The organism is Leucobacter chironomi DSM 19883 (assembly GCF_000421845.1).
GTDB lineage: Bacteria > Actinomycetota > Actinomycetes > Actinomycetales > Microbacteriaceae > Leucobacter > Leucobacter chironomi.
The window spans coordinates 29,142-50,025 of record NZ_ATXU01000012.1; the positions used below are offsets into that span (position 1 = coordinate 29,142).

Here is a 20,884-nt window from a genome sequence, read left to right on the forward strand (position 1 = left end):
CCCGGCGACGTTCCCGGGGCTCCGCAGATGATTGAAGGAGCAGCAGGGGCTATGTCTGACACGAACGATCCCGGAAATCCGACCCCGCCCGAGACCCCGGTGCCGCCCGTACCGCCGGCGCCTCCGGCTCCGCCGGCGCAGCCGGAGCAGCCCGAGCCCGAGCAGCCGCAGCAGCCGAGCTTCTCGAGCAGCGATGAAGCGGCCGCGGCTCCCCAGCCGGCCGAGCAGCAGCCCACGAGCGTGCTCCCCGGTTTCGAGGGCTCGGCCTACAACGGCTCGCAGCAGCCCGTCGACCAGCAGCCGACCACCGCGCTGCCCCAGCCCGGCGGAGCTCCGGCTCCGGCCGCACCCCAGTACGCCGCAGCACCGCCCGCGACACCGCTCCCGCCGCAGCAGCCGCAGCAGCCGCAGCAGCAGTTCCCGCAGCCGGCACCCGGCGGCCCCGCCCCCGGCGCGGGCTACCCCGGCTACGCCCCTGCTCCCCGCGCGCCGAAGGGCCTCGCGATCACCGCGCTGGTGCTCGGCATCGTGGCGGTGGCCGGCGCGATGATCTTCGGCTGGATCCCGTTCGTCGGCGGCGTGATCACGATCGTGGTCGGCATCGCCGCGCTGATCCTCGGCATCCTGGCGATGCAGAAGCGCCAGCCGAAGGGCATGGCGCTCACGGGCCTCATCCTGGGCGGCGTGGGCGTGCTCGTCGGCGCCGGCATCGTCATCGCCTGGAGCATGCTCTTCGCGAGCGTCGGCTCCGAGCTCGACCGCTACAGCACCGAGCTTGAAGACCTGCAGTCGGAGATCGAGTCCACCATCCCCGGCACCAGCGAGCTCGACGATTCCGGCGCCTCGTCGGACACGGCCTCGGGCGAGCGCTCCCCCGAGTTCTGCACGGCGTTCAACGTGGCGCTGGAGACCGAGACCGACCCGAGCAGCAGCACCTGGTCCGAGGCCGAACTGGCCCCGTACGTCGCGCTGTCGTCGATCGACAGCCCGAACCGCGAGGTCTACGAGCGGTTCGTCGCCATCGCCGGCGACCCGAACGCGATCACCAACCCGGACTACGGTCAGATCCTCAGCGATTTCACCACCGCCATGTTCGACGACGCGATGGCCTGCGCCTAACGCACCGACAGAACGGGGGAATCGCAGGTGTTCAAGGGTTTCAAGGAGTTCCTGCTGCGCGGGAACGTGATCGATCTGGCCGTCGCCGTGGTCATCGGCGCAGCGTTCAACTCGGTGGTCGAGCGTGTCGTGGACTCGCTCATCAACCCGGTGATCGGCGTGGTGTTCAAAGCCGACTCGCTCGACAGCGCCATGCAGGTGGGGCTGCCGGGCGGCGGCACGATCGCGTTCGGCGCGCTCATCGGCGCGCTCATCAACTTCATGATCGTCGCGGCCGTCGTCTACTTCGTGTTCGTGATGCCGATGAACAAGCTCAAGAGTTTGCAGCAGGCCGAGCAGCAGGAGCCCGAGGCGCCCGCGGGGCCCAGCGAGCAGGAGCTGCTCACCGAGATCCGGGATCTGCTGCGCGCCGAGGCTGCGGCGTCGGGCCGCATCCCCGACATGAACCGCTCGGAGCACCCGGTGCAGGCTCCCCCGCACCGGCACTGAGCCGGGCGCGAGCACAGCAGCACCGAGCAGCGCGAGCACAGCAGCACCGAGCAACATTGACGCCCCCTCCGGCCATGCCGGAGGGGGCGTCACCGTTCAGGCGAGGACCGCGCCGCGGGATCGGCCCGCGCGCCCGGAGCGCTCAGCCCCCTCGCCCGGCGCTCAGCTCGTGCGAGCGTCGAGCCGCGCGAGGAACAGCGCCTCCGTGAGCAGCGACTTGCGGAACGACTCGATGTGCAGCGACTCGTTGGGGCTGTGCGCGCGCCCGTCGGGATCCTCCACCCCTGTGACGAGGATCTGCGCCGCCGGGAACTCCTCGACGAGCTCGGCGATGAACGGGATCGACCCGCCCACGCCGATGTCGACGGGTTCGCGCTGCCACGCGTCGGCCATTGCACCGCGCACCTCGGCGACCGCCCAGCCGCTGGTGTCGACGAGGAACGCCTGACCGAGGTCGCCGCCCTCGAACTCGACGCGCGCACCGTAGGGCGCGCGATCCACCAGATGCTTCGTGATGGCCGCGTAGGCGGCCTCGGGATCCTGCCCCGGTGCGATGCGCGCGCTCACCCGCACGCGCACACTGGGGATGAGCGTGTTCGAGGCGTTCGCCACATCGGGGGCGTCGATGCCGGTGATCGTGATCGCGGGCTGCGCCCAGACGCGGCTGAGGATCGAACCGCGGCCGATCGGGCTCACCTCGTCGAGCAGGCCGGACTCCTCGCGCAGCCGCGCCTCGCCGTAGTCCGGGGCATCGATATCGGCGCTGATGAGGCCGTCGACCGCCACGGAGCCGTCGGCATTCCAGAGCGTGTCGAGCAGGCGCACGGCGGCGAGCATCGCGTCGGGCACGGCGCCGCCGTGCATGCCGGAGTGCAGGGCGTGGTCGAGGGTGCGCACGCTCATGTTGAAGGCGACCGCGCCGCGCAGCGCGACGGTGAGGGCGGGCGTCTCGGTGTCCCAGTTGCTCGAATCGGCGACGATGATCGCGTCGGCGGCGAGCAGATCCCGGTTCTCGCGCAGGAAGTTGCCGAACGACTGCGACGCCCACTCCTCCTCGCCCTCGATGAAGAGCGCGATGCCGAGGTCGAGCTCGCGGCCTTCCGCCTCGGCCGCCGCGGCGAGCGCGCGGATCGCGCCGATGTGGGCCATGACCCCCGCCTTGTCGTCGGCGGCCCCGCGGCCGAAGAGGCGGCCGTCGCGCTCGGTCGGCTCGAAGGGCGGCGTGTGCCAGTCCTCGTCGCGGCCGGGCGGTTGCACGTCGTGGTGGGCGTAGAGCAGCACGGTCGGGCGGCCGTTGCGGGCTTCGCGCCGGGCGACGACGGCGGGCTGGCCGAGTTCGGGCTCTGCGCCGTCGGCGCCCTCGCCGCCCGCGACCGGTGCGCGGCGGATGTCGACCACGTCGAAGACGCCGGTGTCGCGCAGCAGCTCGGCGATGGCGTCGGCGCTCCGGGCCACGTGGGCCGGGTCGAAGGCCGGCCACGACACCGAGGGGATGCGCACGAGGCGCTGCAGGTCGTCCATCGTGTGGGCGAACTGGGCTGCCACCGTGGTGCGCAGTGCCGCCTCGAACGCCGTCTGCTCGGGCTCCTGGCCCGCCTGCTCAGTCATGTGTAATTCCTCCCGCGTGTTGCGTGGTCGTGTGCTGCGGCGGCGCGTGGTGCGTCTGCGCGGAGTGCATCTGCGCGGAGCCGGCCGGCTCCGTCTCCGCGATCAGCCTATCGCCGCGGTCGCGGCGGCGATCCGCTTCCCCGCCGCTCCTGCCAGGCCTCAGAAGAGCGTCGGGGCGGTGGCTTCCGCAGAGGCCGCCGCAGTGCCGCCATCGGCAGCCGCGGCCCCGGCGGGCGACTCTGGATCCTGCCACCCCCGCGGCCCGATGGCCCGCACCGCGAGCGACAGCGTCTCCGACTCGGCGACGGCCGCCGCGATGAGGGCGGCATCGCCGCTGCGCTCCGGGTCGAGCCACGCGTCGTGCAGGCCCCGCGGCAGCAGCAGCGGCATGCGCGGATGGGTGTCGGCCGCGGCTCCCACCGCGTCGCGGGTGACGAGGGCGTAGCTCATGAGCGGCGTGCCGTCGGACTGCGGCACCGGGGTGACGATGGCGGCGATGCCGAACAGCTCGTCGCCGGGCAGGCCGAACGGCGTGCCCCGTTCGAGGTACCAGTGCGCGGGCACGATCGCCCGCCGCTGGAACGGCACCCGCCACTTGCGCAGCAGGGTGTCGTCGCGGGCGTTGAAGGCGCTGTAGGGTGCCGGATCGGGCCCGCTGTGGAGCCACCACCAGCCGAGCTCGACCGCACGGTCTCCGTACCCGCGGTGGATGATCGGGTTGAGGTTGCGCGCGCGGCGACCCGTGATGCGGGCGCGGCCCCGGTGCTCGCGCACCCAGGCTTCGAGCAGCCGCCGGCTGTCGGGCTCGTGCATGGGCGGCAGATCGAAGGTGAGCCCGAGACCGTGCGGGCCGCCCCCGTATCCGTAGCTCGAGCACATGCCCTCAACTGTAGGCCGCCGCGCGCGGTGCGCGTAGCATGAGCGCATGGCACTCCAGATCGAGACCACGCTCGCGCCCCAGGGGCCGGCCACCGCGATCGAGCTCAGCGAGGAGCAGCTCGCCGAGCTGGGCGGCGGCAAGCGGGCCGCCGTGCTCGTCACGATCGGCGGCCGTTCCGCTCGACTGCGCCTGGCATCGATGGGCGGCAAGAACCTCATCGGCCTCTCGAAGGCCGCCCGCGCCGAGCTGGGCGTCGAGATCGGCGATGCCGTGTCGGCGCGCATCGAGCTCGACACCGCAGAGCGCGCGGTCGAGGTGCCCGACGAACTCGCCGCGGCGCTCGACGCCCGGCCCGGGCTGCGCGCCGCCTTCGACGCGCTCGCACCGTCGCGCCGCAAGGAGCACGCCCGCTCCGTGGCCGAGGCGAAGCGCTCGGAGACGCGCGAGCGCCGCATCGCAGCGATCGTGGATCAGCTGCGCGCCGCACAGGGCTGAACGACGCCGCCCGTCAGCGCAGCGGCGGCGAGTCCGCGCCCGACTCGGGGTCGCGATCGCGATCCGCTGCGGCCGCGGGATCCGCATCGCGTGCCGGCTCCCCCCGCTCCGCCCGCTCCGCCTCCCGCGCCTCCCGCAGCTCGCGGGTCGCCACCTGCAGCGCGTCCTCCGCGCGCTGCCGGCGGCGCTGCGCGAGCGTGCTCGCACCGTACTTCGCCCGCACCCGGTCGTGCGACTCGTGGGTCGCGGTGATGATGTAGCTGCTCGCGATGAGGATCACCTGCGCCGACAGGTTGAACCAGAGCAGCAGCGCGATGAGCGCCGCGAAGGAGGCGAGCAGCGGATTCGACGCGGCCCCGCGCACGAAGAGGCCCGAGAGCTCCTGCAGCACCGTGAGACCGACACCGCCGAACAGGCCGCCCGTCCAGAGCGCCCGCGCGGGTGCGCGCACCCCCGAGAGCAGCCGGAACACGACGACCACCGCGAGCGTGTCGATCACGAGCACCAGCACGATCCCCACGACCCGGGTGAGCGCCTCGGCGGCCGCGCTGCTCTCCGAGAACCCGAGCCACGACGCCGCAGTCTCGACCCCCGCCGACGCCACCATGCTCAGCACCGCCGCCACGACCAGCAGACCGCCGAACACGATGCCCACCAGCAGGTTGCGCAGCACCACCCACAGGAAGAACCCGTCCTCGTGCACCTCGTCGGCGAGCACACGCAGCGCGGTGCGCAGACTCGTGATCGCACCGATCGCCGCGCCGATGAGACCGAGCAGCGAGACGATGCCCACGATCGTGAACCCGGCGGGGGCGTCGATCTTCGAGGGGTCGACGACCTCCGTGAGCCCCGGCAGGAAGCTCTCCAGCGCGTCGACGAGCGCGCGCATCGCATCGGGGTTGCCGCCGAGCCAGAGCGCCGCGAGCGAGAAGCCGAGCAGCACCGCGGCGAACACGCTGAACAGCGCGCGGTACGTGATGCTGTCGGCGAGCATCGCACCCCGGTGCTCCGCGTAGAGCAGGTAGGCGCGCACGATCCTGAGCCGCAGCGCCCACGCGATCACGCGTTTCGCGAGGCCCGCGATACCGCCCGCGCGCCCCTGCTCCGTGCTGTGCTCCTCCGCCTGCTTCGCCATGGATTCAGCCTATCCAGCGGTTCGGGGCGCGCCAGGCCCTTCCGCTCGCCCGCCCGGGTGCGCTATGCGGTGCCGAGACACCGGATCACCGGTGCTACGCACCCGCCGCGTCGGTGACGCGAGCGCCGGACTGGGCGGGGCGGATCCACCGCTCCAGCTCGTATCCCTGCCGCCGCGCCTCGTCCAGGAACTCCCGCTCCGTCGCGTCGTCGATGCGGGGCTCGCGAGCGAGCAGCCACAGGTGCTTCCGATCCGGCGTGCCCACGAGCGCGTGGCGGTAGTCGGGGTCGATGCGCAGCACCCAGTAGTCGGCTCGGGTGAAGGGAATCCAGCGCAGCCCCTCCGGCAGGAAGGTGACCCGCAGCCGGCCTGCGTGATCCGCGTCGGGCTCGGCCTGACCGAGCGCCTGCGTCGGCTCGCCGTCGGCGTCGATGCAGCGGTTGTCGACCTGCACCGTGCCGTCGTCGCGCAGCGAGTACTCGGCGGTCACGTCGCGCGCGCCGTCGTCCTCGAACCGCAGCGGCAGCCGCCCCAGCTCGTACCAGAGTCCCAGATACCGCTGCAGATCGAGATCCGCCACCGACCGCACTTCGCGGCCCTCCTGCTCGCTCATGAACGCTCCTCCCCCGTGTCGATCGCTCACCAGTCTGCAGAGCTTCGCTGAGCTGCGACAGCCCTTGACAGCCGCGCAAGGCTCCTGCGCACGGCTGCTGCGCCGGTGGACACACCGGCTGCGGCGCCCCGCGAGCAGCCGCGCTCAGGCCTTCCGCAGATCCTCCGCGAGCATCACGAGAATGCCGCTCGGGCCGCGCAGGTACGTGAGCTTGTAGATGCCCTCGTAGTTCGCCACGCCGCGCAGCGGGTGGCAGTCGTGGCGGGCGGCGATCGCGAGGGCCGCCTCGATGTCGTCGACCGAGAAGGCGACACGGTGCATGCCGATCTCGTTGGGGAGCGTGGGCGGCGTGTCGATCGCCGCGGGGTGGAGGTACTCGAAGAGCTCGAGCCTGCCGTGGCCGTCGGGGGTCTGCAGCAGGGCGATCTTCGCGTGGTTCCCGTCGAGGCCGACGGCGGTGTCGGCCCACTCGCCGCTCACCGTGTCGCGGCCGACGAGTGTCAGGCCGAGATCTGTGAAGAACGCGATCGCGGCCTCGATGTCGCGCACCGCGATGCCGACGTTGTCGAGTGAGATGCTCATGGGCGGATCGTAGCAAGCCGCGCCGAGGGGCCTCTCAGCGGCCGATGAGGTGCGGATCGCGATCCGCCGTCATCGTGAGCGGTCGACGGCCTCGATGATGGTGGTGAGTTCGTCGCGGAGGGCGAGCAGGCGGTCGACGGGCAGGCCGAGCCGTTCGACCACGGCCGGCGGCACCCCGAGGGCGCGCTCGCGCAGCGCCCGCCCATCTTCCGTGGGGACGATCTCGAAGGTGCGTTCGTCGCCCTCGACGGGCACGCGCTCGATGAGCCCGGAGTGCTCGAGCCGCTTCACGATCGGCGACAGGGTGGCGGGGTCGAGCCGCAGCATCTCGGCGATCGCTCCGAAGCGCAGCGGGGCGTCGCCCCAGAGCGCGAGCATCACGAGGTACTGCGGGTGCGTGAGACCGAGCGGCTCCAGGATCGGCCGGTAGACGCCGATCACGCTGCGGCTGGCGACCGCGAGCGCGAAGCAGACCTGGCGGTCGAGTTCGAGCGCGTCCTCGGGAAGATCCTGCATCGCACCAGTGTACCTCGTTAGTGCCCTAACGAATCTGCTACTATTTCGTTTGTGGGCGAACAAAAGCGCAAGAAGCGGCACCTCTGGCACCAGACCCCCTACGACGGCGTGCCCGGCGTGTACGCGGCGATCCAGCGATTCTTCTACCAGTTCGAGGGACCGGCGCAGCTCGGCGACCGCAACGAACCGCCCTACGTGCCTCCGGCCGACCCGAAGTGCCCCATCTGCACCCGGTCGATGCAGGCGCACCGCATCCACCGCGGCGGCCCGGGCAAACCCACCCACCTCACCTGTCCCCCGCCGGAACCGAGCGACGCCGCCGCCTGATCGCGGCCCGGCGCAGGCGACCGCACGGCACGCACCCGACCGCGCCCCGGCACCGAGCAGGCCCCCGCATCGCCCAAAAGGATGAGATGCGGTTCACCCCTCCTCGCGATGCTCCGCGAGGAGCCGCCTGGTGAGCTTGGAGCATGGCAAATCCTCATGCTCACCGGCCCCTCGCCGACCGACTGACCTCCCGCCGCGGTGCGTGGATCTCGCTCGGCCTCGCCCTCGTCGTCATGGTCGCGCTCTTCGGCGCCTTCGGCTCGGCGACGGCGCCCGCGCGCAACGACCAGGCGCCGGCCGACTCGGAGTCGACGCGAGCGAGCGAGCTGATGGCGGAGTTCCCGAACGCGGATCGCCAGTCGGTGCTCGTGGTCGCCTCCCGCGACGACGGCGCGGAGCTCACCGCCGCCGAGATCGAAGGCCTCGCCGAGATGCTGCCGGTGCTCGACGCCCACGCCGCCGCAGATGCGACCGGTCCCCTCCTCAGCGAGGACGGCCGTGCCGCCCTGCTCGTCACCCCGATCACCGTCCGCGAGACGAACAGCGACACGGCGGCCGTAGTCGAGACGCTGCGCGAGGCGGTCGCCGGCGCCGCACCCGCCGGCCTCACCCTGCAGGTCACCGGAGGCCCGGCGTTCGGCGCCGACGTGGCGGCATCGTTCGCGGGAGCGGACTTCACGCTGCTGCTCGTCACGATCCTGATAGTGGCGATCCTGCTCATCATCACCTACCGCTCCCCCGTGCTGTGGCTGGTGCCACTCGTGGCGGTCGCGCTCGCAGACGGCCTCGCCGGCCGCCTCACCGCCGCCGCCGGCGCGGCGTGGAACCTGCAGTTCGATGCAGGGATCATCAGCGTGCTCGTGTTCGGCGCCGGCACCAACTACGCCCTGCTGCTCATCTCCCGCTACCGGGAGGAGCTGCTGCGCACCGCGGATCACCGGCGGGCGCTCATCACCGCCTGGCGGAAGACCGCGCCCGCGATCGTGGCGTCGAACGTCACCGTCGTACTCGCGCTCCTGACCCTCGTGCTCGCCGTCATCCCGGGAACGCACGGGCTCGGGGTCTCATCCGCCATCGGGCTCCTCATCGCCCTCGCCGCCGTGCTGTTCCTGCTGCCGCCGCTGCTCGCGGTGTGCGGGCGTCGGGTGTTCTGGCCGTTCGTGCCCCGCCCCGGCGAGGCCCCTCGGCAGGGCCGCGGCTGGCGGAAGCTCGCCTCGGGCGTCGTGAGCCGGCCGGTCGCGAGCCTGCTCGCGGGCGTCGCGCTGCTCGCGGTGATGGCGTCGGGCCTCATCGGCACCGCCGTCGGCCTCGACCAGGTCGAGAAGTTCCGCGTGCCCTCGGAGTCCGCGGCCGGGCTCGAAGTGCTCTCCGCCCACTTCCCGCCCGGCGAGGCTGCGCCGATCTTCGTCGTCGCGAACATTGCGGCGGCGGAGTCCGTCGTCGCAGCGGCGACCGAGGTCGAGGGCGTGGTGCGAGCGCACCCCGTGGGCACCGCCTCCGAGCAGGGCCTCACGAAGATCATGGTGACGAGCGACTACGCGCCGAGCACCGACGACAGCCTGCATCAGATCACCGAACTGCGCGACGCGGTGCACGGCGTGCCCGGCGCCGACGCCGTGGTGGGCGGTGCCGTCGCGACCGACCTCGACGCCCGCGCCGGCAACCAGCACGACCTGTGGCTCGTCGCCCCGCTCGTCCTCGCCGTCAGCTTCGTGGTGCTCCTGCTCCTCCTGCGCTCCGTCGTCGCACCGCTGCTGCTGCTGCTCGTGAACCTCGCCAGCGCCGTCGCGGCCATCGGCGCCGGTGCGTGGCTGAGCCGGGTGCTGTTCGGCCAGCAGGCGCTCGACCTGCAGGTGCCGCTGCTCGCGTTCCTCTTCCTCGTCGCGCTCGGCATCGACTACACGATCTTCCTCGTGCACCGCGCCCGCGCCGAAGCCGCCCGCCTCGGCACGCGGGACGGGGTGGTCGAGGCGGTCGCCCGCACCGGCGGGGTCATCACCAGCGCGGGCATCGTCCTCGCGGCGGTGTTCGCCGCGCTCGGGGTGCTGCCGCTCGTCACGCTCGGCCAGCTCGGCCTCATCGTGGGCGTCGGCGTCATCGTCGACACCCTGGTGGTGCGCACCGTCATCGTGCCGGCGATCTTCGCCCTGCTCGGCGACCGCATCTGGTGGCCGAGCCGCCTTGACGCCGGGAGAGGAGAATTGACGCATGAACCTCGTGAACGCGCCGTTGACGCGCACTGATCCCGCGGTCGCGGCGTCGCCCGGCGCCATGGTGCGGGCGATGGAGATCGGCCAGCACCTCATCGCGGCCGTGCTCACCCTGATCGGGGTGATCCGCGCCATCGGCGACGGCACCCCCGCAGCGGCGGCGATCGTCGCGGGCCTCGCGATCCTCGCCTGGCACACCGCCGGCGCACTGCTGCCGTCGCGCACCCGTTCGCGCCGCATCGTGGCGTGGTGGCTGCTCGGGCTCGCCCTGATCTGGATCGCGGCGGCCGCCGTCTCCGCCGAGTTCGTGTGGATCGCGTTCCTGCTGTGGCTGCTCGCCGGGCACCTGCTGCCGCTGTCGTGGGGGCTGCTGTTCTCCGGGCTCGTGCTGGCGGTGGTGATCGTCGCGCCGATCCTGCACCACGGGGCCACGAGCTACGCGAACGTGTTCGGTCCGCTCATCGGCGGGGTGTTCGCGTTCGGGATCTCGCGCGGCTACCTGCAGCTGCTGCGCGACGCCGCCGAGCGCGAACGCCTCGTGCGCTCGCTCACCCTGGCACAGCGCGAGACGGCCGAACTGCAGGACGAACTCGCGCTCGCCCAGCGCCAGTCCGGTGCCATCGCCGAGCGCACCCGCCTCTCGCGCGACATCCACGACACGATCGCGCAGGCGCTCTCCTCGATCCGCCTGCTCGCCCACGCCGGCGCGGACCGCGCCCACGACCCGGATGCGGCCCGCACCCTCGGGCAGATCGAGGCACTGGCGGGCGACAGTCTCGCCGACGTGCGCCGCATCGTCGCCGCGCTCGCCCCGACCGAACTCGAGAACGGCGCCCTCGCGGCCGCGCTCCAGCGCATGCTCGACCGCCTGCACGACGAGGCCGGCCTGCAGGTGGAGCTGCGCGTCGACGAGGGCCTCCCGACCCTGCCCACCGAGGTCGAGGTGGCGCTGCTGCGCACCGCGCAGTCCGCCCTCGCGAACGTGCGCCTGCACGCCGAGGCGAGCCGGGTCGTGATGAGCCTCATCGACGACGATCATGACGTCCGGCTCGACCTCATCGACGACGGGCGCGGATTCGACGCCGCCGCGTGGGAGCGGGAGGCGGATCCCGGATCCGCCGCGACGGGGTACGGCCTCGGCTTCATGCGCGGACGGCTGCGGGAGCTCGGCGGCGGCCTCGAGATCGAGAGCAGCCCCGGCGAGGGCACCGCGATCTCCGTGCACCTCCCGATCCACCCCGCACCAGCCTCGTCGACTCTGACAGCCCCGACAGCCTCGACCGCCTCGACCGCCCCGACCGCAACGGAGACCCCATGACCACCACCGTCCTCCTCGTCGACGACCACCCCGTCGTGCGCAGCGGGCTCCGCGCCGTGCTCGACACCGGAGAGGTGCAGGTCGTCGGCGAAGCCGCGACCGGCGAGGAAGCCGTCGCCCTCGCCGGTCATCTGCGCCCCGACGTCGTGCTCTGCGACCTCCGCCTCGGCGACGGCATCGACGGCATCCAGACCACCGCCGCGCTGCGCGCCCTCGACCCCGCCCCGGCCGTCCTGATCCTCACCACCTTCGACCGCGACGCCGAGATCCTCGGCGCGATCGAGGCCGGCGCCGCCGGCTACCTGCTCAAGGACGTCGCCCCGGAGGCGATCATCGAGGGCATCCAGCGCGCCGCCCGCGACGACGTGGTGCTCGCGCCCGAGCTCGCCGCCCGCGTGCTCAAGGGCATGCGCAACCCGCTTCCGCGGCTCACCGAGCGCGAGGTCGAGGTGCTGCAGCTCATGTCCACGGGGGCCGCGAACAAGGAGATCGCCCGCACCCTGTTCGTCACCGAGGCCACCGTGAAGAGCCACATCGGGCACATCCTCACCAAGCTCGACGTCGACAGCCGGTCCCGCGCGATCCACGTCGCCCGGGAGACCGGCCTGATCTAATCCACCCATCGAAAGGAAACACTGTGAAGAAGCTTCTCAACACCGCATTCATCTACATGCTGGCCGGCGTCGCCTCCGGCCTGTTCTACCGCGAGTTCACGAAGCTCAACGATTTCCCCGAAGGCGAGTTCACGCAGCTCGGTCTCGCTCACACGCACCTGCTCACCCTCGGCTTCATCGTGCTGCTGATCGTGCTCGTCATCGAGAAGGTCTTCCAGATCTCGCGCAGCCCGAAGCTGTTCGCGTGGTTCTTCTGACTGTACAACGCGGGCGTGATCCTCACCTCGGCGATGCTGATCTGGCACGGCAGCCTCACCGTGCTCGGGCAGGAGTCGAGCAAGATGATCGCGGGCATCGCCGGGCTCGGGCACATCCTCATCACCGCGGGCATGATCGTGTTCTTCGTGGCACTGCGGCGGGCCGTGATCGGACGCGGATCCGCATCCGTCACCGCGGTCACCGCTTAGCCTCGATCCACCGACGGGCTGGGCTTCTGGGCGGATGCCGTAACAGAGAAACGCCTCTCTGCCCCGGAAGAATGAAGCTTGCTCAAGGTCCTATTCACCGAGTCTGAGAGGCATCTCGTAGATGCAATTCAAGCATGCTCCGGCCGCAGTGCGTGCGGTGGTTGATGAGGCGTGAGCTTCGGCTCAGCGCACCAGCTCGGCGACCGACACGCAGAACCGATTGCCCTCGGGGTCTTCGAGGGTATGCCAGTGGATGGCGCCGTCGCTGTGCTCGTCGACGGCGCGCGCGCCTGCCGCGATGAGCCGCTCGGCCTCGGCGCACGGGTCCTGGGCCCGGAAGTCGGGGTGCATGCGGTTCTTGCCCGGCGTCGGCTCCGCGACGCGCTGCACAGAGAGCGCGGCCGGCGAACCCGGATACCCGACGATGTAGAACTCGCCGTTGAAGCTGCCCACGATCTCACCGCCGAGCTGATCGGCCCACCATCGGGCGAGAGGTTCTGGATCGGTGCTGTCGATGGTGAGGCTGCCGAGCGTGAGGGTCATGGGCTCAGGCTACGGTGCATCCGCGCGGCCCGGCAGGGCCGCTCGTCGCCCCAGCACTGACGCACAACACCCCAGCGGTGCCGAACAACCGCCCCAGCGCGATCGGCACGACCGCGAGAGGGTGGTGATCGCGAAGCCGCGTCCGAGGATTCGCTTCCCCTGCTTCTTCGCCCGCTTGATGCGCGAGAGCGCGAGGTGCGCGAGGACAATGCCCACGGGGAAGCCGACGATGACGAGGGGCCCAGTGGCTGCGACAACGATCGAGACGATCGCCATGGTATTCAAGAGGCGCAGGTGGGCACCAGGCCCCGCGGTGAAGGCAGCGATCGCAACAACCCCGATGACGTCTGGGAGATGATCGAGTACCCGGACGCGATCCGCGACAAGAGCACCGGCCAGTGGATCTCGAAAGCTGAGGTCGCCGAAGCGCCTTTCGTCGTGTTCCGTTCACGGAAGCTCGTCGAACAGGTCGAAGAGCGACTCGTGGTGCGCCGCATCCCGGAGTTGAACCCCAAACAGGTGGAACAGCCGACACTGCGCAACACCTACCGGCACCACGCGTTCTTCACCACCACCCACGCTCCACCGTCAACCGCGACCACCTGACCGCCGACGCAACCCGCGGCACGGACGAAAACCCAATGGAAGACCGGGATGAGACGCTCGGAACACGCCCCTGCCCGCGGCACATCACCCCGCGCCGATCACACCAAGCCCACCCGCTGAACGCTCATCGGTGCATCGAGGTTCAGACGCTCCTCCTACTCGTCCGGCTCCTCCGCGGCGCCGCTCAGCGGCACGAACACCCAGAGCACCACGCTCAGCAGCAGGGCCGCCGCAAGGGCGACCAGCCCGGCGCCGCGATTCCAGGCGAAGTCGAAGATGAGGCCCGTCACGCCGGCGATGAGCAGGGCGACGACCACGAGGTTCGCCATCAGCAGCCGGTTGCCGACCCGCACGATGCGGCCCTTCTGCCGTTTGCCGAAGAAGCGGCGGTGCACCACGACGAGCGACAGCCCGAGCAGCGTCGACGCGCCCGCGAGCGAGACCAGCGTCAGGTAGAGCACGAGCTGAACCCCGTCGAGCTCGGTGAAGCGGGGTTGGAACGCGACGGCGAGCAGGAAGCCGCCGAGGATCTGCGTGCACGTCTGCGTGACGCGCACCTCCTGCAGGATCTCGTTCCAGTTGCGGTCGGCGCGCTCGTTGGCGCTCTCGCCGCGGCCGTCGTCCGTCACCGCGTCGGGCTCAGCGGCCATCGACTACCGCCCGGGATCCTCGAGGTCCTCGTGCCCGCGGCGAGCCGGCGACGACGACACGTCTTCGCCGAGCTCGTCGAGCGCGGCGCGAGGATCCTCCTCGATCGTCTCGACAGTCTGCTCCTCATCGGGGTCCACCGCGGGCTCCGCGTCGTCGCGGTGCTCGGTGACGACGAGCTCGTCGCCCTCGTCTTTCTCCTCGTTCTGCTCCCAGATCTGCGCCATGACGCCCTCCTTCGCGGCCGAAGCGATACTCGGTCGCGGCCCGGCCGTTGCGCCGGATCCGAGCTGCGATGCCTTCAGCCTAGGAGCGTCGGCGCCCTTCGTCAGCGGGTTGACGCGGGAGCACCGCACCGGTATCGGGTCAGCCGAGGGCGGCGAGCGCGAGGTCGGCGCGATCGGTGACGACGCCGTCGACGCCGCCGCTCACGAGTTGCAACATGCGCTGCGGGTCGTTGACCGTCCACACGTGCACCTCCACGCCCGCGCGGTGCGCCGCGTCGAGCAGTCTCGGGCCGAGCACCCGAATCGGTCCCTGCCGCTCCGGGATCTGCAGTGCGTCGAGGCCCGCGAGCGCGCGGCCCTCGAGACGGCGCGAACGCGACGCGACGGCCGCGAGCAGCCCGGCGATCCCCCGCTGACCGGGCGAGGTCGCCGGCAGCCCGCCAGCCGCCCCGGCCGAGCGCAGCGCGCGCAGCCGATAGTCGTCGGAGAAGCTCGTGAGGAGCACCCGGTGCGCGTGCGGCGCGACGATGCGACCGGCCGGATCCGCCGCCTCCGCCGCCTTGACGTCGATGTTGAAGCGGGCGTGCGGAAATTCATCGAGCGCCTGCTCCAGCGTCAGCAGTCCGCCCCGGCCCGCCATGATGTCGGACAGCTCGCGCAGCGAGAGCTCGGCGACCCGCCGCGGATCCCCGGTCACGCGGCGCAGCTCGGCGTCGTGGAAGAGCACCACCTCGCCGTCTGCCGTGACGCGGCAGTCGGACTCCAGGTAGAGCGCCCCCGCCGTCTCCGCGGCGGCGAAGGCGGCACGGGTGTTCTCCGCCGCAGGTGCCGCTCCGGCAGCCGCCGCGTCCACAACCGCCGCTGCGGCTGCGACGAGCCCACGGTGGGCGAGCACCCGCGGCGGACGCGACGCCTCGCGCCCCGGGATCGCAGCCAGATAGGGGTGCAGGTCGCTACGCGGCGGCATGCGCGCTCACGCTCGATGCGGCGGATCGGCTCTCGGACACGGTGACAGTATGCCACCGCCGGGGCGCGGACCCGTCGAAGTAGCCCACCCCGCACGGTTTGTCGACCCCCTGAAGCCGTGCGGCGCCGAGGTGTTAGCTTCGCACCAGAGGCGCGAAGCCGACCTCCGTCGCGCCCGGGTCTTCGAGAGGAGCCGATCATGGACGCGAACGAACGACCGGAGCGCCGCCCACCGTCTGACGACGGCGAACGCCGCTCCCCCGCGCACGGCGATCCCGTGCCCGAGCCCGACTCCGAGCCGCTGCTCGATCCCGTGCCCGAGCCGCTGCTCGATCCCGTGCCCGAGCCGCTGCTCGTTCCCGTGCCCGATCCGCTGCTCGATCCCGTGCCCGAGCCGCTGCTCGCTCCCGTGCCCGATCCGCTGCTCGATCCCGTGCCCGAGCCCGACCCTGAGCCGCCGCTCGACCCCGATAGCAAGGAGCGCCTGCTCGAGGAGTCGCCCGAGTTGCCCCACGCCGCCTCCCGCTTCGACGCCGGCACCGGGCAGGGCACCGTATCCGGTCCGTCGAAGGATCAGGCTTTCCAGGACCGCCCGATCCTCGACGGTTCGACCCAGGGTCCCGCCGCCGAGGCCTCCGTGCCGAACCCGCACCGCGGCCAGAGCGATCCCGCCACGATCGGGCGGCAGCCGGCTCTCAACAGCACGAAGACGGATCGCTGGCTGATCTCCTCGACCGTCGCGGCGGCGGTCGTGACAGCGGTGCTGCTGCTGCTCGCCCAGTTCGATCCGGTGTGGAGCGGCGTCGGCATCGTGGTGGCGCTCGTCGGGCTGCTCGCGATGCTGGTGGTGCGAATCAGCAAGCTCGGTCGCCGGCCGCGCCTGCGGACGATGGCGGTGCTGCTCGCCGTGACCTGGCTCGTGCCGCTCGCGGTGATCATCACGATCATGATCGGCAGGGCCGACCAGATCTGGGGGTGAGCCGTCTCAGTGGTTGCGGAGCTTGTCGATGAGCTCCGCCTTGCGCAGCTTCGAGTAGCCCGTGATGCCGAGCTCTTTCGCGCACTGCTTCAGCTCGCCGACCGTGCGCTCCTCGTAGTCCTCGGCCTCGCCGCCGCGCCGACCCACCTTCGAACGGCCCTCCTTCGCGGCGGCGTTCGAGATGCGCGCCGCCTTCTCCTCGGAGTTGCCCTCCTTGCGCAGGCGGTCGTAGAGTTCAGGATCCTTCAGCTGCGGGGTCTTCGACTTCGGCATGGCGCTCACATCCTCTCCGGCGGCGCGCGCACGCTCGCCGATCATACGTTCGTCTCGACGTTAAGCGGCCAGGGCTCCGCTCGATAGACCCTCGACAGCTGCACGGCGAACGGCTACGCTGTCGCCGCTTCGACTGGCACACCCCGGGGCGCTCCGCAAGGGTCTACCGGCGCCGATCCGCACGGCCCTACGATCACGGCATGAGGGCCATGTTCTGGGTATGGATGGGGTTGGTGCTGCTCGGGCTGCTCGCGATGTTCGCGATCGTGATGGCGGGGCGCTGACATGCGGATCAAGGATCACGCCCTCTCGCTCTGCTTCGCGGCGGCGTTCATCGTCACGCTGGCCGCGCAGTCGTTCGCGGGCCTCTCCGTCTACAACGAGGAGCAGCTGTCGCACGGCGGGCAACCGAGCGACTGGCTGGCGTTCGTGACCTCCTCCGATTTCGTGGTCGACGTGGCCGAGAACTGGCAGTCGGAGTTCCTGCAATTCCTGCTGTTCATCATGGCGACCGTGTGGCTCGTGCAGCGCGGCTCCCCCGAGTCGAAGAAGGCGGGCGACGAGGGTCTCGGCAGCGACGAGGATCAGCTCGTCGGGGAGCACGCCCGGCCCGACTCTCCGAAGTGGGCGCGCGTGCGCGGGTGGCGGCGGTGGATCTACAGCAATTCGCTCGCGCTCACCATGGGCGCGATCTTCGTCGCATCGTGGACGCTGCAGGGCCTCGCCGGGGCCGTGGTCTACAGCTCGGAGCAGGAGCAGCACGGGCTGCCCCCGGTCTCGTTCGGCGAGTACCTGCTGAGCGCCGACTTCTGGAATCGCACCCTCCAGAACTGGCAGTCCGAGTTGCTGGCGGTGGGGTGCATGGTGGCGTTCTCGATCTTCCTGCGCCAGCGCGGTTCTTCGGAGTCGAAGCCCGTCGGCGCCCCGCACGGGGTCTCCGCGCTCGAGTCGGAGTAGCGGCCCTGGTCGATCAGGAACCGGACTCGCTGTCGTTGAGGCGGTCGGCGTAGTCGGGAATCGGATCGGCCGGCACCACGACCACATCCTGGATCTTCCAGTCGAGATCCGCCACGCCCTCGCTGACCTCGGCGAGCCGTTCCAGACTCACCTCGCTCGCGAGGGGGCGCACGAATACCTCGACGTGGAACACCTGCCCCTGATCCCGCACCCGGATCCCGGCCTCGGCGATCCAGCTCTGCCGCCGCAGATAGGCGAGGATCATGCCGCCGAGCGGGTGCGGGCGGCTGCCGTCGTAGCTGCGGGCCCGCCGGTCCATGAGATCCTGCACCGCCGCCGAGCAGTTGCTGACGCCGTCGCGCACGATGCCGACCGCGATGAAGATGGCCGCCGCGCCGTCGAGCCACCAGATCCCCGCCCCGATGCCGAGCACGCCCACGATGGACGCGACCGTGGTCTGCCAGTCGGCCTTCGCCATGTCCGCGTCGGCGTAGAGCAGCTTGCTGTGGAGCACAGGCGCGATCCGCGCCTTGGCCGGCCCGTACAGCCAGATCGGGCCGATCACGATCACCGCCATGACGCCCACCATGATCCAGCCCTGCCAGATCGTATGACCGAAGATCTCGACGTCGCCGATCCTCGTGCGCTCGCCCGTGAAGATCCCGTCGATGAGGCCGCCCGCCGAGTCGATCGCGAGGTGCAGGCCCACGCCCAGCAGCGCCGCACCCGCGAGCAGGTGCCCGATGCCCATCGCGCGGTGCCAGCCGTAGGGGTGGTCGCGGCTGGGGCGGCGGCGCACGAACGGCAGCGCGACCAGGAAGGAGACCTGCGGCAGCAGCGACAGCATGTCCTCGAACCACGCGGTCCGCATGGCCTGCGAGTCCCCCATCACGAACGCGATGATCGTGATGGTGCAGGTCGTGTAGGCGATGGTGAAGATCTGCCAGCGCACCGCGCTCCGCAGGGCGCTGCGCTGCTCCTCGGGCAGGTGCTCGTGAGTGCCCTGCCAGTAGCCGGCCGCCGTCATCCGGGGCACCCGACGGTGGCGGGATCATCCTCCACGCGCTCGGATGCGGCGGACGGACGAACCGGATCGGCATGCCCCGTCGAGCCGGGGCGCACCGTCGCCGGTGCGGGATCACCGGCCAGCTCGACCAGTTCCGCGAGCGGCAGCACGGAGAGCAATCGCAGGGTCTCAGTTCGCACAGTCCAAACCTCCTCGGCAGGTGCGGGATCGCGTCGCCGCTCGCGAGGCGGGACGTCGCTCCCAGTCATATCGTGGCCGTCCGTCGCACGCCCACCCAGGCCTTGACAGACGCCGCGGCAGAGGATAGGCGCCTCGTAGCCCAAGCGAGGCGGAAGCGCAAGCCCTCGAAGGTGCGGGAACCGCGCGGCTACGGTCGGTGAGGACCGGGTGCTCGGAGCCCGGACGCAGCAGAGAGGAGAGCCGTGATGAGCATCGACAACGCACGGACGCCGACGCCGAACGAACCGGAGACGCACGAGTCGGAGGAGGACGTGCTGAGCGACCCCGCCCGCGACGACCGACTCGGCTCGGACTGGGCCGACGAGGGCGGCGCCGTGCCGACGGGCCCCGCCACGGACGCTCCGGCGCCGGACGCCGACGAGGATCCGCAGCGCACCGCGCGCACCGACGATGAGCGCGACCTCGCCGAGTGACCGCGGGCGCGCAGCCCGAGCCGAGGCCCCGGTCGCGGCGATCCTCTTCGACCGCGACGGCACGCTCATCGAGGACGTGCCGGACAACACCGACCCCGACCGGGTGCGATCGCTGCCCACCGTGGCCGACACCCTGGACGAGCTGCGCGAGCTCGGCATCGCCGTCGGTGTCATCAGCGAGCAGCCGGGGATCGGCCTGGGCACGCTCACCGCGGATCAGGTGCGCGAGGTCGACCGGCGCGTGAACGCGCTGCTCGGCCCCTTCGACGTGTGGCGCATCTGCCCCCACGCACCGCAGGACGGCTGCACGTGCCGCAGGCCCCAGCCCGGACTGATCGTCTCGGCCGCCCAGCAGCTGAGGGTCGACCCGGCGCTCGTCGGGGTGATCGGCGACGCCGGAGCCGATGAAGAGGCCGCGCGCGCCGCCGGGGCGCGCGCGGTGCTCGTGCCGACGCCCCGCACCCCGCCCTCAGTGGTCGCGGCCGCCCCGCTCGTCGCCCGCACGGTGCGGGAGGCCGTGGCACTGCTCGTGTCGGAGCTCGCGGAGACGAGACCCTGAATCGGCGGATCAGCGATTCGACGCCCGGGTCGGCGAGGCCGCGGCGAGCAGCGCCAGCGCGCCCTGCTCGTCGTCGTCGAGGAACGGGCGCGGCCGCATCCGGGCGAGCGATCGACGGGCCTGTTCGATCGCCTCGGGGCGCTCCGCCGCGTCCATCACCCGCGGGTCGACGTAGGAGGATCGGGTGACGGCGGGCGTGTTGCCGAGCCGTTCGGCGGCCTCCCGCACCCCCGCCCGCAGCGCCGCGGTGCGGGCCTTCGCCGATTGGAGCTCTTCGTCCGAGAGGGCGAGCAGCGCCGCGGCGACGATCACCGTACCGCCCCAGGTGCGGAAATCCTTCGCGGTGAACTCCTCGCCCATGTGCCGCTTCACGTAGGCGTTGACGTGGCGGCTGCGCAGTCGGCGCACCACCCCGTCCTCGTCGAAGAAGCGGAACACCTCCGGCCCCGGCAGCTCTTCGAGCCGCGCGACGAGCCGCGCCACCCGCGCGTCACGCACTCGGCCGCGCTGACGCTGCCCGCTCTTGCCCACGAAGTCGTACGCGACCGACGTCGAGGATGCGCTCAGATGCTTCGCGCGCAGCGTGGTGACACCGTAGCTGCGGTGCTGCGCGGCATAGCGCGAGCTGCCCACCCGGAAGAGCTGCTGGTCGATGAGGCGCACGGCGCAGGCGGTGACGCGGTCGCGGCTGAGCCGGCGACGGCGCAGGTCGCGATCGACCGCGGCGCGCAGCCCGGGCAGTGCGCGCCCGAAGCGTTCGAGCCGCGCGAACTTGCGCCGATCCTGCCGCCGTCTGAACGCCGGGTGGTAGATCGTCTGCGTGCGCCCGGCGGCGTCGAGGCCCCGCGCCTGCACCTTCGCGCGCGGCGAGCGAGCGATCTCCACCTCCGTCCACGCGGGCGGCACGGCGAGCGCGTCGAGGCGCTCCACCTCGGCACGCTTCGTGATGCGGCGTCCGTTCAGACGGTAGACGAAGCCGCCGTCGACCACCTCGCGCACGATCGCCTGACGGCGCGATCCGCGATCCGCCATGCCCTCCCCTTCCTCACCCGGTGGACCCCCCACCCGGTGCG

General features: G+C 71.6%; 25 protein-coding genes and 2 pseudogenes. 13 read left to right on the top strand and 14 right to left on the bottom strand.

From position 1 onward, the window contains the following. Nucleotides 1–51 precede the first annotated feature (51 nt). Nucleotides 52–1,119: a DUF4190 domain-containing protein gene (locus tag H629_RS14640; protein ID WP_024357546.1), complete on the top strand. Its 1,068-nt coding sequence runs from the start codon at nucleotides 52–54 to the stop codon at nucleotides 1,117–1,119. A 27-nt stretch (nucleotides 1,120–1,146) separates the two neighbouring features. Further along, on the top strand, nucleotides 1,147–1,608 hold the full coding sequence (gene mscL / locus H629_RS0112295) for a large conductance mechanosensitive channel protein MscL (protein WP_024357547.1): 462 nt from the start codon (nucleotides 1,147–1,149) through the stop codon (nucleotides 1,606–1,608). 162 nt (nucleotides 1,609–1,770) lie between these two features. Here mscL and H629_RS0112300 read toward each other — a convergent pair whose 3' ends face one another. Together H629_RS0112300 and H629_RS0112305 are read right to left on the bottom strand one after the other, a co-directional pair. Then, a complete protein-coding gene (locus H629_RS0112300) occupies nucleotides 1,771–3,216 on the bottom strand; it encodes a dipeptidase (protein WP_024357548.1) in 1,446 nt (481 codons plus the stop codon). 159 nt (nucleotides 3,217–3,375) lie between these two features. Then, the gene (locus tag H629_RS0112305; protein ID WP_024357549.1) at nucleotides 3,376–4,095 is read right to left on the bottom strand and encodes an SOS response-associated peptidase family protein; all 720 of its coding nucleotides are present in this window, start codon (nucleotides 4,093–4,095) and stop codon (nucleotides 3,376–3,378) included. A gap of 46 nt (nucleotides 4,096–4,141) precedes the next feature. Here H629_RS0112305 and H629_RS0112310 point away from each other — a divergent pair, with 46 nt between their 5' ends. After that, nucleotides 4,142–4,591: a YdeI/OmpD-associated family protein gene (locus tag H629_RS0112310; protein WP_024357550.1), complete on the top strand. Its 450-nt coding sequence runs from the start codon at nucleotides 4,142–4,144 to the stop codon at nucleotides 4,589–4,591. 13 nt (nucleotides 4,592–4,604) lie between these two features. Here H629_RS0112310 and H629_RS0112315 read toward each other — a convergent pair whose 3' ends face one another. From H629_RS0112315 to H629_RS0112330, 4 genes are all read right to left on the bottom strand, one after another. After that, nucleotides 4,605–5,726 carry a YihY/virulence factor BrkB family protein gene (locus H629_RS0112315; protein WP_029746960.1) on the bottom strand — a complete coding sequence of 374 codons (1,122 nt, stop codon included), beginning with the start codon at nucleotides 5,724–5,726 and terminating at the stop codon, nucleotides 4,605–4,607. A 94-nt stretch (nucleotides 5,727–5,820) separates the two neighbouring features. Next, nucleotides 5,821–6,339: a lipocalin family protein gene (locus tag H629_RS0112320; protein WP_024357552.1), complete on the bottom strand. Its 519-nt coding sequence runs from the start codon at nucleotides 6,337–6,339 to the stop codon at nucleotides 5,821–5,823. Nucleotides 6,340–6,483: 144 nt separating this feature from the next. After that, nucleotides 6,484–6,921, bottom strand: a complete 438-nt coding sequence (locus H629_RS0112325) for a VOC family protein (protein ID WP_024357553.1) — start codon at nucleotides 6,919–6,921, stop codon at nucleotides 6,484–6,486. A gap of 69 nt (nucleotides 6,922–6,990) precedes the next feature. Then, complete coding sequence (locus H629_RS0112330; RefSeq protein ID WP_024357554.1) at nucleotides 6,991–7,437, bottom strand: MarR family winged helix-turn-helix transcriptional regulator; 447 nt, start codon at nucleotides 7,435–7,437, stop codon at nucleotides 6,991–6,993. A 51-nt stretch (nucleotides 7,438–7,488) separates the two neighbouring features. Here H629_RS0112330 and H629_RS0112335 point away from each other — a divergent pair, with 51 nt between their 5' ends. The 5 genes and pseudogenes from H629_RS0112335 (at nucleotide 7,489) to H629_RS14275 (ending at nucleotide 12,373) form a co-directional block, all read left to right on the top strand. Beyond that, nucleotides 7,489–7,764, top strand: a complete 276-nt coding sequence (locus H629_RS0112335; RefSeq protein WP_024357555.1) for a hypothetical protein — start codon at nucleotides 7,489–7,491, stop codon at nucleotides 7,762–7,764. A gap of 143 nt (nucleotides 7,765–7,907) precedes the next feature. Then, nucleotides 7,908–10,007 (top strand): MMPL family transporter, encoded by a 2,100-nt coding sequence (locus H629_RS0112340; RefSeq protein ID WP_024357556.1) that lies wholly within the window; start codon nucleotides 7,908–7,910, stop codon nucleotides 10,005–10,007. Further along, nucleotides 9,973–11,292: a sensor histidine kinase gene (locus H629_RS0112345; RefSeq protein WP_024357557.1), complete on the top strand. Its 1,320-nt coding sequence runs from the start codon at nucleotides 9,973–9,975 to the stop codon at nucleotides 11,290–11,292. The genes H629_RS0112340 and H629_RS0112345 overlap by 35 nt, the downstream gene beginning before the upstream one ends. Continuing rightward, nucleotides 11,289–11,906 (top strand): response regulator, encoded by a 618-nt coding sequence (locus tag H629_RS0112350; protein ID WP_024357558.1) that lies wholly within the window; start codon nucleotides 11,289–11,291, stop codon nucleotides 11,904–11,906. The genes H629_RS0112345 and H629_RS0112350 overlap by 4 nt, the downstream gene beginning before the upstream one ends. A gap of 23 nt (nucleotides 11,907–11,929) precedes the next feature. Further along, nucleotides 11,930–12,373: pseudogene (locus H629_RS14275) on the top strand (DUF2871 domain-containing protein). Nucleotides 12,374–12,556: 183 nt separating this feature from the next. On the opposite strand, the gene H629_RS0112360 reads toward H629_RS14275, so the two are convergent. Beyond that, nucleotides 12,557–12,916 (bottom strand): VOC family protein, encoded by a 360-nt coding sequence (locus H629_RS0112360; RefSeq protein ID WP_024357559.1) that lies wholly within the window; start codon nucleotides 12,914–12,916, stop codon nucleotides 12,557–12,559. A gap of 336 nt (nucleotides 12,917–13,252) precedes the next feature. Here H629_RS0112360 and H629_RS14280 point away from each other — a divergent pair. Further along, nucleotides 13,253–13,489 (top strand): annotated as a pseudogene (locus H629_RS14280) (IS1380 family transposase); the annotation flags it as partial. 188 nt (nucleotides 13,490–13,677) lie between these two features. Here H629_RS14280 and H629_RS0112370 read toward each other — a convergent pair. From H629_RS0112370 to H629_RS0112380, 3 genes are all read right to left on the bottom strand, one after another. Beyond that, nucleotides 13,678–14,172: a DUF6328 family protein gene (locus H629_RS0112370; protein WP_029746962.1), complete on the bottom strand. Its 495-nt coding sequence runs from the start codon at nucleotides 14,170–14,172 to the stop codon at nucleotides 13,678–13,680. A 3-nt stretch (nucleotides 14,173–14,175) separates the two neighbouring features. Next, the gene (locus tag H629_RS0112375; protein WP_024357561.1) at nucleotides 14,176–14,397 is read right to left on the bottom strand and encodes a hypothetical protein; all 222 of its coding nucleotides are present in this window, start codon (nucleotides 14,395–14,397) and stop codon (nucleotides 14,176–14,178) included. Between the two features lie 139 nt (nucleotides 14,398–14,536). Beyond that, nucleotides 14,537–15,364, bottom strand: coding sequence for a glycerophosphodiester phosphodiesterase family protein (locus H629_RS0112380; protein ID WP_051137902.1), 828 nt, complete (start codon nucleotides 15,362–15,364; stop codon nucleotides 14,537–14,539). 198 nt (nucleotides 15,365–15,562) lie between these two features. On the opposite strand from H629_RS0112380, the gene H629_RS15280 reads away from it, so the two are divergent. Next, nucleotides 15,563–16,342, top strand: coding sequence for a hypothetical protein (locus tag H629_RS15280; protein ID WP_024357563.1), 780 nt, complete (start codon nucleotides 15,563–15,565; stop codon nucleotides 16,340–16,342). Nucleotides 16,343–16,348: 6 nt separating this feature from the next. Here the strand turns inward: H629_RS15280 and H629_RS0112390 are convergent, their stop codons facing one another. Further along, nucleotides 16,349–16,615, bottom strand: coding sequence for a DUF7218 family protein (locus tag H629_RS0112390; RefSeq protein ID WP_024357564.1), 267 nt, complete (start codon nucleotides 16,613–16,615; stop codon nucleotides 16,349–16,351). Between the two features lie 285 nt (nucleotides 16,616–16,900). Here H629_RS0112390 and H629_RS0112400 point away from each other — a divergent pair, with 285 nt between their 5' ends. Continuing rightward, a complete protein-coding gene (locus H629_RS0112400) occupies nucleotides 16,901–17,572 on the top strand; it encodes a DUF6766 family protein (RefSeq protein WP_024357565.1) in 672 nt (223 codons plus the stop codon). A 13-nt stretch (nucleotides 17,573–17,585) separates the two neighbouring features. Here H629_RS0112400 and H629_RS0112405 read toward each other — a convergent pair whose 3' ends face one another. Next, on the bottom strand, nucleotides 17,586–18,599 hold the full coding sequence (locus tag H629_RS0112405) for a cation efflux transmembrane domain-containing protein (RefSeq protein ID WP_024357566.1): 1,014 nt from the start codon (nucleotides 18,597–18,599) through the stop codon (nucleotides 17,586–17,588). Further along, nucleotides 18,596–18,778, bottom strand: a complete 183-nt coding sequence (locus H629_RS15285; protein ID WP_152485716.1) for a hypothetical protein — start codon at nucleotides 18,776–18,778, stop codon at nucleotides 18,596–18,598. The genes H629_RS0112405 and H629_RS15285 overlap by 4 nt, the downstream gene beginning before the upstream one ends. A gap of 246 nt (nucleotides 18,779–19,024) precedes the next feature. On the opposite strand from H629_RS15285, the gene H629_RS14285 reads away from it, so the two are divergent. Both H629_RS14285 and H629_RS0112420 read left to right on the top strand, forming a co-directional pair. After that, nucleotides 19,025–19,252 (top strand): hypothetical protein, encoded by a 228-nt coding sequence (locus H629_RS14285; RefSeq protein ID WP_024357567.1) that lies wholly within the window; start codon nucleotides 19,025–19,027, stop codon nucleotides 19,250–19,252. After that, nucleotides 19,230–19,811 (top strand): HAD-IIIA family hydrolase, encoded by a 582-nt coding sequence (locus tag H629_RS0112420; protein ID WP_024357568.1) that lies wholly within the window; start codon nucleotides 19,230–19,232, stop codon nucleotides 19,809–19,811. Before H629_RS14285 ends, H629_RS0112420 begins: the two co-directional genes overlap by 23 nt. Before the next feature lie 9 nt (nucleotides 19,812–19,820). On the opposite strand, the gene H629_RS0112425 is transcribed toward H629_RS0112420, so the two are convergent. Further along, on the bottom strand, nucleotides 19,821–20,843 hold the full coding sequence (locus H629_RS0112425) for a DNA topoisomerase IB (protein WP_024357569.1): 1,023 nt from the start codon (nucleotides 20,841–20,843) through the stop codon (nucleotides 19,821–19,823). Nucleotides 20,844–20,884: the final 41 nt, after the last annotated feature.